The 12,030-nt window shown below is 40.5% G+C and carries 10 protein-coding genes and 2 pseudogenes; 5 read left to right on the forward strand and 7 right to left on the reverse strand.

Going from position 1 to position 12,030, the window contains the following annotated elements:
* The first annotated feature begins 101 nt into the window (after nt 1-101).
* A pseudogene (locus JV36_RS19105) lies at nt 102-1,517 on the forward strand (IS1182 family transposase).
* 409 nt (nt 1,518-1,926) lie between these two features.
* Here the strand turns inward: JV36_RS19105 and JV36_RS0112300 are convergent.
* The 5 genes from JV36_RS0112300 to JV36_RS0112320 all read right to left on the reverse strand — a co-directional run bounded on the left by JV36_RS0112300 (nt 1,927) and on the right by JV36_RS0112320 (nt 7,220).
* Nucleotides 1,927-2,334, reverse strand: coding sequence for a diacylglycerol kinase (locus JV36_RS0112300; protein WP_032095355.1), 408 nt, complete (start codon nt 2,332-2,334; stop codon nt 1,927-1,929).
* Nucleotides 2,322-3,929, reverse strand: coding sequence for a phosphoethanolamine transferase (locus tag JV36_RS0112305; RefSeq protein WP_032095356.1), 1,608 nt, complete (start codon nt 3,927-3,929; stop codon nt 2,322-2,324). The genes JV36_RS0112300 and JV36_RS0112305 overlap by 13 nt, the downstream gene beginning before the upstream one ends.
* A 122-nt stretch (nt 3,930-4,051) precedes the next feature.
* Nucleotides 4,052-5,794 carry an ArnT family glycosyltransferase gene (locus tag JV36_RS0112310; RefSeq protein WP_032095357.1) on the reverse strand — a complete coding sequence of 581 codons (1,743 nt, stop codon included), beginning with the start codon at nt 5,792-5,794 and terminating at the stop codon, nt 4,052-4,054.
* On the reverse strand, nt 5,769-6,485 hold the full coding sequence (locus JV36_RS0112315; RefSeq protein WP_032095358.1) for a TVP38/TMEM64 family protein: 717 nt from the start codon (nt 6,483-6,485) through the stop codon (nt 5,769-5,771). Before JV36_RS0112315 ends, JV36_RS0112310 begins: the two co-directional genes overlap by 26 nt.
* Nucleotides 6,486-7,220 carry a glycosyltransferase family 2 protein gene (locus JV36_RS0112320; RefSeq protein ID WP_032095388.1) on the reverse strand — a complete coding sequence of 245 codons (735 nt, stop codon included), beginning with the start codon at nt 7,218-7,220 and terminating at the stop codon, nt 6,486-6,488.
* Between the two features lie 625 nt (nt 7,221-7,845).
* Here JV36_RS0112320 and JV36_RS0112325 point away from each other — a divergent pair.
* Together JV36_RS0112325 and JV36_RS0112330 are read left to right on the forward strand one after the other, a co-directional pair.
* Nucleotides 7,846-8,535, forward strand: a complete 690-nt coding sequence (locus tag JV36_RS0112325; RefSeq protein ID WP_032095359.1) for a response regulator transcription factor — start codon at nt 7,846-7,848, stop codon at nt 8,533-8,535.
* On the forward strand, nt 8,519-9,952 hold the full coding sequence (locus tag JV36_RS0112330; protein ID WP_032095360.1) for a sensor histidine kinase: 1,434 nt from the start codon (nt 8,519-8,521) through the stop codon (nt 9,950-9,952). Before JV36_RS0112325 ends, JV36_RS0112330 begins: the two co-directional genes overlap by 17 nt.
* 269 nt (nt 9,953-10,221) lie before the next feature.
* On the opposite strand, the gene JV36_RS20050 is transcribed toward JV36_RS0112330, so the two are convergent.
* The gene (locus tag JV36_RS20050) at nt 10,222-10,428 is read right to left on the reverse strand and encodes a DUF3703 domain-containing protein (RefSeq protein WP_442853191.1); all 207 of its coding nucleotides are present in this window, start codon (nt 10,426-10,428) and stop codon (nt 10,222-10,224) included.
* Complete coding sequence (locus tag JV36_RS20020; RefSeq protein WP_326938228.1) at nt 10,422-10,769, reverse strand: DUF3703 domain-containing protein; 348 nt, start codon at nt 10,767-10,769, stop codon at nt 10,422-10,424. The genes JV36_RS20050 and JV36_RS20020 overlap by 7 nt, the downstream gene beginning before the upstream one ends.
* Before the next feature lie 89 nt (nt 10,770-10,858).
* On the opposite strand from JV36_RS20020, the gene JV36_RS0112340 reads away from it, so the two are divergent.
* Both JV36_RS0112340 and JV36_RS0112345 read left to right on the forward strand, forming a co-directional pair.
* Nucleotides 10,859-11,251, forward strand: a complete 393-nt coding sequence (locus tag JV36_RS0112340; RefSeq protein WP_032095361.1) for a MerR family transcriptional regulator — start codon at nt 10,859-10,861, stop codon at nt 11,249-11,251.
* 458 nt (nt 11,252-11,709) lie between these two features.
* Nucleotides 11,710-12,030: pseudogene (locus JV36_RS0112345) on the forward strand (serine hydrolase); the annotation flags it as partial.

A 12,030-nucleotide genomic window follows, 5' to 3' on the forward strand; every position in this document is an offset into this window, starting at 1 on the left:
AAGTTCTGGCTGTTTATGATTAATCAATCTTAATGTTGTCGCCTATTAAATTACCACTTTTAGTATAATTATATGGTCACCTAAACCACAGAGAAAACGTGATGGCAGATCATATTTTAGGCCAATCCAGAACTCAAACCACCTTACTTCCTGAAGTGCTTGATGACTTTGTTACTGAAGACAATCCTGTTCGAGTTGTAGATGGATTAGACCTTTAAACACTTGGATTTGAGCGGGTGATTGCCACAGGCAAAGGTCGCCCAGGTTATCATCCAGCCGTCATGCTCAAACTCTACATTTATGGCTACCTCAACCGCATCCAATCTTCTCGTCGTATAGAAAAAGAAAGTCACCGTAACGTTGAATTGATGTGTTTGTTGACGCGATTATCACCCGACTTTAAAACCATTGCTGACTTCAGAAAGAATAATGGTAAAGGTATAAAAGCCGTATGCCGGCAATTTGTTCAGATGTGTCGCAAGATGAATATGTTCGCAGATTCACTCTTTGTCATCGACGGCAGTAAATTTGAGGCAGTCAATAGCAAGGACAACAACTATATACCAAGCAATGTGAAGTACCGAATTAATAGGATTGAGGAAAATATTGCAGAATATCTTAGTGATATGGATACCCAAGATAAGACTGAAAAAAGTGATAACAAGGCCACGCCATCCAAACTAGAGTGGTTGCAAAAACGGTTAGCAGAGCTACGAGTCATTGAAGAATAAGTCAATGCGCACCCAGACAAACAAGTCTCGAAGAACGACCCAGATGCGCGTTTGTTACTGACTCGGCACATGGATAGGCAGGTGTGCTACAACGTACAAACGGCGGTCGATACAAAGCATCATCTTATCATCAGCCACGATATTGATAAGTCCGCTGATAGAGGGCAATTAACCTCTGTGGCGAAACTAGTCCAGCAAGCGGTGAAGAAGAAAGACATCACCGTCCTTGCAGATAAAGGTTACTTCTGCCGCCTTGATATTAAGGCGGCATACGATATTGGCATTACCGTTAATGTGCCTCAAACTGATACTTCTGGCTCGGCCAAAAAAGGGATATTTAACAAATCGCTGTTTTTCTATGACAAGGACAAAGATATCTATACTTGCCCTGCGGGCGAGGAATTACCGCATAAACTTAACGTAATAGAAGCAGGTCTTGAGCAAAAAGGGTATGTTAATTCTTATGCATGCCGAGATTGTAACATCAGAGATAAATGCACGAGGTCATTAAAAGAGCCAAGGAAAATGAGACGCTGGATACACGAACCGATTATAGACGCCATGCAAAAACGTCTTGATAACAATCGCGACATTCCGGTGCTCAGGAAACAAACTGTCGAACATCCATTCGGCACCATCAAAATGTGGATGGGTGCGCAACACTTCTTAATGACACGCAAGCATAATGTGTTAACCGAAATGAGCATCCATGTGCTGGCCTATAAACTGAAAAGAATGATGTCGATAATGGGCGTAACTGGATTGATAGCGGCCATGACAGTCTAAGAGTTCTTATCCCCTTAAAATCAAGTGCTAAGCCTTATAAACAGCCAATATCACTACTCAAAAGTCTATCAACGCATTAATTTTACAACTCACATAAAATATCTAACGCATCTACTCCTACACTAAGAACGTGGCTGAAGCCGCCATAGATTGGCATTCAAAATAGTTTTAACACGGGCTGTACGTGAAGCAGCCGTTGGCTTGCTGCGAGCTTTTAGGTAGTTACGTTCAATTAGCGGATTACTGCATCTAGTGATATTTGTAATAAGTCCCATAGTTAAAACACACTTTAACTTCCCATTTTAAAGTTTGTGAATTATAGGGATTTACTGCTTTTAGCAATATGAACGTGTTGGAAAGTTTGACTCATACCTGAGCGTTACCATATTGTGGTGCAAACAGGTTCGAATCAAAAATACCTACACAGTGTTCCTATCCATAACAATGATGAAATTGCGATAGCCACGAAAACACCCGCTGAGCCTAAATCTTTCGCTAAGCCTGACAGTGGGTGAATCTCTTTTCCAATACGGTCAATAGTGACCTCAATTGCAGTATTAACAATTTCAGCGAACAGAATGAAGAGTACGGAGGAAAGCAAAATCGCCTTTTCCATATAAGAAATTGACCAAAGAGCAAGCACTACCGCTGCTAAGACAAGTAAGATAAATTCTTGCCGGAACGCTGACTCGTTTTTAACAAGCCATGTTATAGCTCTTACTGAGTTTTTCATTGCTAATACAATACGCAACATGCCCTTTGGTTTAGCTTTGGGGTCGAAATACATTTCTGATGTGGTTTCGTCTATGATTCGCATTTTTGTAAAATATCCTGAGTGGGTTGGTAGGTGCTACTCTGTACATTAGAAAGACCAAGCAATGTGTCAAAAAGGTTGTCCTGCGAATAAGGATGACTGGATAACGAATTTACGCAATCACTGTATTGAGGCTGGCTAAACTTGGAGGCCCAATAAACCATTGGCACATGCGTTTGCTCAACAGGCGCTAAATTATAAGGGAAACCGTGCAAATAAAGCCCTTTCTCTCCCAATGACTCACCATGATCCGATAAATAAAACATCGACGAATTAGGAATAGTGGAGAGTTGTTCAATAATCTGGCCTAGCACGTAGTCTGTGTATGCAATAGTATTATCGTACGTATTTGTCAGTTCTGCCTCTTCACAATTTTGAATATCACTTCTAGGGCAATCAGGCACGAACTTAGTAAATTTCTTTGGGTATCTCCGGTAATATGTAGGCCCGTGTGAGCCAATCATATGCAAGACTATCACTCTATTTTCTTTAGATGGCGTTGAAAGAGTTTCTCTTAAAAGGTCAACAAGTACCTCATCATAACAATAATCTCCATCGCACAACTTTTGATCTCTGGACGGGTTGAAGTCTATGGTATTTACCCTCTTGCATACGCCTTTACAGCTACTGTTATTGTCAATCCAGGTAACGTTAACACCTGCACGATGAATGATGTCTAAAACATTGTCCTGACTGTCTGCAATACGCGAATTATAATTTTCTCGTGTGAGCCTTGAGAACATACATGGCACGGAAACGGCGGTAGCAGTACCGCAAGATGTTACCTTGCTAAAACTGATTGCACCTGCATTCTGGATATTAGGCGTAGTACGCCTCGAATAGCCGTTGCTTGAAAACTTGTCCGCTCTGGCCGTTTCGCCAACCACTAATACAGTAGTAGATGGATCTATATCAGCATTCCCTTTTACGTAGGGATGCTTGTCTAACACTTTGTAGGGTAAAGGCGGATAAAAGTAAGTGTCCCTAAGGTATTTGTACCCTGAATCATAAAAGGCGTAGGGAATAATATACTTCGTTAGGTCTTTGTTATTTCTGCCGACAGCTGCATAACTCTTGAAAAGGAACGTGGCTAAAATTGCAATACCCAGTAAAGCTAATAAGTTCAGTATTAGAAGGTGCTTAATTCGCGCCTTGAGCTTCCCATTTATTTCTAGGTTGAAAATCGCAAATACAGGGATTAACCCCAACAAAGAGAAGAATACAACAAGTGTTGAATTTAGATAAGAAAAGGCTTCACCAGAATTTGTTTCGATTACATTCTGTATCATGCTCTTATCGAAAATTACACCATAAGCCAAGGTGCCGTAAAGTAGAAGAGAACTGACAAGGAAGGTAATTGCAACTGTGATGCGAGGCAAAAATAAAGCACCAAAAAAACTTAAAAAAATAACATTCATAAAGGTTAGCAAGAGCGGTACAGAGAGAAAAAATACCCACTCATTCAATGTTACAGGGGCTACAACTTCATAAATAGCAGACAAAAATGGTGCGTTGAATATTGCTGCGATAAATAATGAAGAAAGTAAAATGAACTGAGCTGATGTAGGATTAAAATTTAGTGTTCTTGGAAATTTCACAATAAGGTTCTCGTATACTTCTTAGCACACAAGTTACCTGTCAAAACTTAAATAACGCTTAAGAAAAACTGTGGAATGAAAATTTTCGCATTATTTTTTAATTGTATGAAAATATTCATTCCTCACGTAACGGGCCTGTCTGGGATATAACTAAAGATCTCAGTCGTCGTTTTCGTAAGTGGACACTTTTCGGTTAATGCCTCGTGCGATAATAGTACCCAGTGGACGCGATGTGCATATCCTACAGACGTTGCCATTTCTTTTTTAAAACAATCGTTGCGTACGTGTTTTTCATCGACGAGGATATACCTTCCCTTGTCAGTCTTCTCCAGCCACTGGTAGGCGGCAGACAATTGCTGATCAACAGGGGTATGATAACCAAAGTGAATGATGGGATAAGGCGAGAAGAGAATAAACTGTTCAGACAAATCAACAAGTGCAATAGTTGCATCATGTTTACCAATTTCTGTTTCAATATTTTCAAATACGCTTTTAGGGGTTTTTACATCTTCAAGTAAAGCGTAACCCCAAGTAGCGTACATGCCCCAAAGAGTACACAAGAAATAGGGCCACGCTTTCCAGTGCTTCCCTCTAGAAGTAATCACAGTAACCAGACACGTCAGTACCCCCGTTACTAGAAAAAACATCCACGGAGAAAGCCCGAACTTTTCTTCTAATTTTAGGGCGAATGATGCTTCTACTATGCCGGAAAAACCAGACCCCAGTAAGCCTACTGATAGTAAAAATACAACACCCCACAAAAGCCAGGAAAAAACTTTTTTATTAACAACTGAATCAAAGTAGGGCGCAGAGATCAGTGCCAGCATCGGCAATGCGGGTAATATGTACACTCCCCGTTTGCCAGGACTTACACTGAAGAAAAGCAGGACAAGTACAATCCAACCCAACGGTAAGAGTATGCGGGCATCACCTTTTTTAATTGCGCGATACCAAAATGGGATGAGCCATGGAAGAGCGATGCTAATTGGCAGCCAGAATAATGGAATAACCTCAACGAGGTAATACCAGAACGGCTTTATGTGATGCCAGGAATCAGCATATCGAGTGACCGTTTGTCTGAAAAGAATGTTATCTCTGTATAGAGCAAGTGATGGATCGTGGCTATTTTCGACCAATATCAACATAGGTACAAACCATAGTGATATAGCCAGTAACATCACCACTGCACCCATTATCCACGGTAATACGGAGTTTTTGGTTTGCTTCTTAGTTATGTCCCGCTGAGGCCAAACGCGTCGATGTATCAAGTATGGTATCAGCATCAGGACTGGTAAAAATCCGACCCCTTTTGTGATGACGCCAATTCCCATGAAGAAAAAGGCGAGGTAATACCAACGCCATTGCCTGTCAACTAAGAAAAAGCGCAGAAGACCATAGCATCCGATTGTTATCCAGCAGCAGACCATTGCGTCTATCTGTGCAGACTTGGCTTGAAGCAAAAATTGAAAACTCAATAAAAGAAGTGACGTTGCGATCAGCGCCTCTTTTGTACTCCACAGTCGTTTTGAGATGTCATACACCAAAAAAAGTGTGAGTAGGCTGCATAAAGCAGATGGGAGCAGAAAGGCAATCTTAATTGACCCGAATAGCGCAAAGAAAAAAGCGATAGACCACATAAACACAGGTGGTTTATCAGGATAAAACTCTTCCGCTCTGGCTGGAAAGAACCACTGACCTGTTTCAACCATTTCCTTTGCAACTTGTGCAAAACGAGGTTCGTCAGCAGGCCAGGGATCTCTTAACCCAAGCCCGATAAATATCAACACGCTAGCCAGTACAAAAAGCCAGAAAGTATAATTTGGGTGCTTGTTCTTATGTTTAATGGCTAAGCTCGTCTGATTCATTGCTACATTTGCTGCTTTTTGTGAGTGAACGAAGAGTTTTACCGTCATTATGTTGACGACGATAAACCTTAAAAAGATATGCGCTTAGCAAGCTGGAAATCCCAAATAATAGGGCGCTTATGATTATTTTAAGTTCAGAGTTGACTAATACACCCTTACCCATCAATGCAAAAACCGCCATTTGAGGGATGTAGCCAATAGTAGACCCAAGAATAAAAGAGCGTCGTGGAATTTTTGAAACGCCAGCAAAAATGTTTGTGAGTAGATTATTCCCTACTGGCAACAGTCTAATGATAACGGACTTAAGAAAGGGAGAGCGAAGTAGAAAGTGGTCTAACTTGCGCACCCGCATTTCAAAGTGTTGAATAATAATCGGTCTAGCGAAATACCGGGACACTGCCATAACTGTTGCACAGCTGAGCGTAGCTGCTAATGTTGAATAGATGACACCTTCAGCAAATCCAAAGGCATACCCCCCCATAAATGCGACTAACTGGCGTGGAAGTCCGATAGTAAGTAAAAATACTGAGACGGCTAAAAATTTGGCTATCCCTGTCACTCCATTATCACGGGTATGATTGTCTATCCACTCCTGATTAAATGCGTCAAATGAGGGAGAGAGTGAAATCAAATGACTAAAAAACAGAATGGTAAGTACCAGAATGAAGAAACGAAGGAGACTGGAATTCAATTAATTACTCTCTTCATTTTTTAAGATAACATCATTAAGTTTATTACGTTTCTGAAGCCAATAAACTCCTGCCATATCAATTAGTCCGACCCCAAGTCGCCCTAACATGTTATATTTAGATTTTCCGAATTGCCTGTCTCTGTGATTCACTTCAACAATTTTAATGATCCCACCTTGTCGCCGGATCAGTGCTGGCAGAAAACGATGCATATGATCAAAATAGGGTAAGTCGAGGAATGTTTGTTTTGGAAAGACCTTCAACCCACATCCGGTGTCAGGTGTATCATCATTAAGAAATTTACTTCTTACCGAATTTGCTAGTTTTGACTGAAATCTCTTCCAAGCTGTATCCTTTCTGCTTTTTCGGTGACCAGCAATGCAAAAGTGACTCCCTAACGGAAATTGAGAGGCTATAGTCAGGAGGTTTGGTATATCAGAGGGATCATTCTGCCCATCCGCATCAAGTGTTACTACAAGTTCTCCATCAGCATGGCTCACCCCTGTCCAAATAGCTGTACTTTGTCCCACCGAGTGCTTATGCCGTAATACGTTGACTCTGTCAAAGCCACTCGCTTTCAGATAAAGCAAATTCTCAAATGTCTTATCCGTACTTCCATCATCGACATAGATGACTTCGAAGTTTGCTACATCTGTTAACGCTCTATAAATTTCCTCAATTAAGGGTTTTAAATTTTCTTCTTCGTTTTTCGCTGGTATTACAACTGAAATTCGCACGTAGCCCTCTGCCAAAGCCCTAAGATCAAGCAAATTCTATTTTCGACAGGAAAACTCTAACAAACGAAACTTAAGATACGCTTATGAAGAGTCATTTAATTGAGGTAATAATGTTCTAATCGCTCAGCCATCGAATTCGCTACCTGAATATCTCCATCTGGGAAATGGTAACGGGATAAAAAAATGGAATGTTGAACTGGAAGTATACATTTCGCGCAGTCAGATAGATAATTTTGAAGCCGCTATCAGCGTATGCTAGAACAAGTCCAGACGCATTTTTTATTGCAAAAAACACAATTTTTACAATGGGTTATTATTCCATTGATGTCAAAAATGTCTGCTTTATCACTCTTACCATTGGAAGGGAATTTCTGTAGAGGTTATTGAGCATCAACTACGTAGCAGCGCTAATATAAAATAAACCTTCATCGTTAGTCACAAGACAGTTATTAATATGAATATAATGACGAGATAAGCTTAAGAGCTAATTAAGGAAGCAAATCGATTTCTGTTAATAGAGCCACTTGTACGTAGATTAACTATATGTACCTGTTCAATACCATCTTCAGCAAATCCTAAGGTTGAGAAGGTATACTCAAATGACTTTAAAGTTGACCTTCAAATTATGAGAATACTACTGATAGAAGACTCCTTATCATTGAGAGACAGTTTGAGCTTAGGCTTAGAAAAGTTGGGCTACTCAGTTGATACTGCTGGCACTGGCTCTGAGGGATTAAGCATGGCGTTGCTTGGTAGCTATGAAATTATTATCCTTGATATGATGTTACCTGAGCTGGACGGAATGACTATTCTTAAAACGTTACGAAAAAGACATTTAGAAACAAAGGTGATAATCCTATCTGCACGATCTGAGCCCGAAGACAAAGTTACGGGGCTATTAGCAGGTGCAGACGACTACCTTTCTAAGCCATTTTCGTTTGACGAACTGTCTGCTCGGCTTCTTAGCCTGATTAGGAGAGGAGCCGCGAATTGTCTCAATGACCAAGTTGCCATCAACGGTTTGACACTGAATATCCAGTTCAAAACACTTACATACAATAATAACGCTATTAACTTGACCCCAAATGAATACAAAATTGTTGAATGTATTTTCCTCAATAGACACAAGATAGTTACATCAGAAATGCTGAGTGAATTTATCTCTGGAAGTTATGATTATATCTCAAAAAATGCGATTGAAGCTCACCTTTCCTCAGCAAGGAGAAAAGTAAGGGAAAGCGGCGCGTCTCTGCCCATTAGAAGTAAACGTGGTTTTGGCTACACAGTTTTAGAAGCTAATGAAATCAATACGTAAAACATTAACACGAAGACTCTCTATTATTATTTCACTGTTAGTGATCGCCGTTCTACTTGCAGCAGATATTGGCGTTGATTCTTGGGTCGAACAAGAATTTAATCAGGCTATGAAGGCAAAGATTGGTATGCTTCAGAGCTTGGTAAATGAAGATGTCGAGGGTGTGGAGTTCGAATTTTCAGGAGAGTATTTGCCTGAGTTTGAAGGGACGTCCTCCCCCGAGTATTTTCAACTTTGGTACAAAGACTCAACGTTTGAAAAATCAGACACTCTGGGGCTTTACACCATCAATGAATTGCCTTACAGCAGCATTGGCTTGGAAGAATATTCTTTCCAGGATATTACTCTGCCCGATGGCCGTACAGGTCGGGTAATTTACACTCGATATATACCTCAGATTGATTCAGAAGACAGAGCTGAATTTTATCGTGTCATGGGTAACGATACTCGCCCTTCAATGGTTATCGCGTACGCAACATCTACAGAATTGTTAAATTTCACATTGTGGTTTATCGATGGTGCTTTTCTATTTGCATTAATTATCGTGCCCTTAGTTGTTCGATTTACCGTGCGCAACACTGTGGCTTATGCTCTGGCACCCTTGGATGCCTTAAATGCCAAGATAAAAGGACTACGATTTACTACCCGACAAAAACATGAAGCTTTTCAAAATGATGTTGAGGAGTTAGAACCAATCACCCAAAGCTTGAATCACTTTATTGAAGATAATTATTCGCTTTACCTGCGCGAGAAGAGATTGACTTCGGACATCGCTCACGAGCTAAAAACGCCTGTCACTGAGCTGATAAATATGACCGAAGTAGCGATTAAGTTTCCAGGAGAAATAAGATTAGAAAAAGATTTTAAGCCACGTGTGTTGCAAATAGGCACAAGAATGAAAAATATTATTTCTGGCCTTATGTTAATTCAAAAGTATAGTTTTAAGAGCCTTGAGCTTACTGATGAGATAGATATCCACAAATTAGTAACTCAACTTATTCAGATCAAAGAAGCAAGAAATGTTAAGGTGCAGGTTTGCTCCAATTTTCAATTGAGCGTCAAGAGCAATCACGTCGCAGTAGAATCGATAATAAGTAATCTGATAGATAACGCTATCGAACACGGAAAAACTGATACAGAAATACTTGTGAGCTTAGGTGTAAATAATTCTAGTAATATTTACCTCAGAGTGACAAATAAGGTGGGGACAGAGGTTAATAAGGATGATCTAAAGCACATGTTTGAACCGCTTTGGCAAAAAGATGCCTCTAGAACATCTGAAGATAACTTTGGGCTAGGCCTTTCCATAGTAAGTGCACTGTGCGACGCCGTATATGCAGAAGTTTCTGTAACCAAAACCGACGAAGAATATATATCGTTTCTGGTGACTTTTAAAAATGGAAATATTAGTCCTTAATCGTTGGCAGATTTGAGTTGATATCATCCTTGAGAAGAGAGCTAGCGACTTATTAAGAGAATAAAAATAGCTTATATAAATGTAATCTAACGTTCGAATTTGGTACACGGCGGAAGTTTAAATAAAGTTTTCGGCCGTCCGCTTCTTGTCTGAAGACAAACTGTCAATACACTACGGCTCTAAAACAGACTGCACCGTACGAAAACGGACCTTCGAACTTTCGGTTCTGTCTATTGCCTTCATTCATCTCATGGCTTACTAAATGCACATTATGTCTTGGCATTTATTTTTGCTAAAACGATTTGGTTCTGTTCCGATATTGGCATTGATTTAAATGCGCTGATATTGCTGCCGCCAGTATTACCATGAGGTAAAAGTCCTACTACCGTTTTAGTTATAGCTCCCAATAAGCGCCAGATTGCCCAATGACTTCGTTGAGAATCTTGTAACGAACGCCAAATACCAACATCTACCAATGAACTAGCGTATGCAGATACGTTGAACGTTGGCCGATGACATGAGCGTCCTCAAGATGTTTAAACTCAGCTTTAACATCGCCTTTTTCGCGAGCTGTGTTTGCTTGATTTAGTTTTGTTTGTACAAATGGCTTTGCTCTTTCGCAGTAGCCTTTTTTGTGCTTAGAACCAGAATTTCTAACGTTACGCTCACGATAACTAAAAGCTATCAATGAGAGGCTGGCTAGAAGCACGATAGGGTGTAAAACTAAGCTATGAACTACGCTTTGCCCTGTGAAAAAACCATGCACTAAACATATACAAATGGAAATTACACCAATCCATACTCCAACTGATTTCATTTCGAACGCCTCGCTCGCTTTTGCTTGCCGTTTAAAAACAAAACTATAATGTCTATACTCGGTATAGGGTCAAATAAGAATTGAAAGTTATGCAAATAGGCGAACTGGCTAGAAAAACAAGCTGCACTGTTCAAACGATTCGACTCTATGAGCGAAGCGGATTGTTAAAACTCCCTTCGCGCAGTGCAAGAAACTATAGAGTTTATGATAGCGTAGCGTTAGAAAGGCTGGTCTTTATTCGACAATGCCGCACACTGGGAATATCAATTAAAGAGATTGCGACATTGTTACACCGGAAGGAGACGCCCGATGAAAGCTGTAATGAGGTAAATCAGCTTATCGCAAAGCATCTTTTAAAAGTTCAGGAAAAGATATGTGAACTGCAAGGACTGCAAATCACATTAGAGCAACTATCAACCGAATGCTCAGGTAGGAGTACAATTCAAACTTGCGGTATTTTCAGTAAACTCGAATCCACTTAAACCTTGACCAGTTGATAGATGAGAAACTTACTCTCTTTAGAGACTGGTAAGGTCCGCTCTTTGTCTTCAACAGACCACCGCCTGCGCGGTGGTGACAATCTGGTAATCGCCCAAAAAAGTCTGAAAGCTTACATTTGCTAATGTCAGCTTTAGGTCGGCAGTCGCCATTTTTAAAACGGCAAAAACTCCGACAAAGCGGACATAAGGATTTGCTTGGTGTCGGTCTTTTCGGTGCCAATACCTGTCGTTGAGTTTGCAAGATTTCAATGGCAGCTGCGTACGTGAAGCAGAACTTCGCTACTATTTGAAGAGATCTCAAGAAACAGAACCAACACTGTTATTCATAGCGTGAAAGATATGTATGGGTTGAATGTAATTTAGCTGCGCGGTGGCATTAAAACTTACACTGTTAAGTATTTTATACTCAGCTTTAGAATCACAATTTGGAACTTAAGCAAATGGAAAAAAGCAAATTAGCGGCAATTCGCATTGCCGCTGCTATTGTCACCTTTACTAGTATCTACGTGTTTGCGCCATGGGAATTCGGACTTTACTATCTAAAGCCACTTCCGAATACCGTAGAGCAGGAACTGGCGAATGCCGTAGAGGAACGACTCGATGGCATAATCGTATATGTCGATAGAAACGGCAAAGCGGGTGAATTATATGCTGAAGGCTTTCACGAGCGGGATACTAAAACCCCCGCTTCCCCTCAAGCCTTATTTAAAATAGCCAGTATTGGTAAGCTTTATGATGCGTCCGCTCTCGTCAAACTTGTC

It is taken from the genome of Alteromonas sp. LOR, assembly GCF_000753865.1.
Lineage (GTDB): Bacteria > Pseudomonadota > Gammaproteobacteria > Enterobacterales > Alteromonadaceae > Alteromonas.

Coding starts and splice junctions, on each gene's coding strand:
- JV36_RS0112300 (WP_032095355.1), bottom strand. CDS start 2,334: ATGCGAATCATAGACGAAACCACATCAGAAATGTATTTCGACCCCAAA.
- JV36_RS0112310 (WP_032095357.1), bottom strand. CDS start 5,794: ATGAATCAGACGAGCTTAGCCATTAAACATAAGAACAAGCACCCAAAT.
- JV36_RS0112325 (WP_032095359.1), top strand. CDS start 7,846: ATGAGAATACTACTGATAGAAGACTCCTTATCATTGAGAGACAGTTTG.
- JV36_RS0112330 (WP_032095360.1), top strand. CDS start 8,519: ATGAAATCAATACGTAAAACATTAACACGAAGACTCTCTATTATTATT.
- JV36_RS20020 (WP_326938228.1), bottom strand. CDS start 10,769: ATGAAATCAGTTGGAGTATGGATTGGTGTAATTTCCATTTGTATATGT.
- JV36_RS0112340 (WP_032095361.1), top strand. CDS start 10,859: ATGCAAATAGGCGAACTGGCTAGAAAAACAAGCTGCACTGTTCAAACG.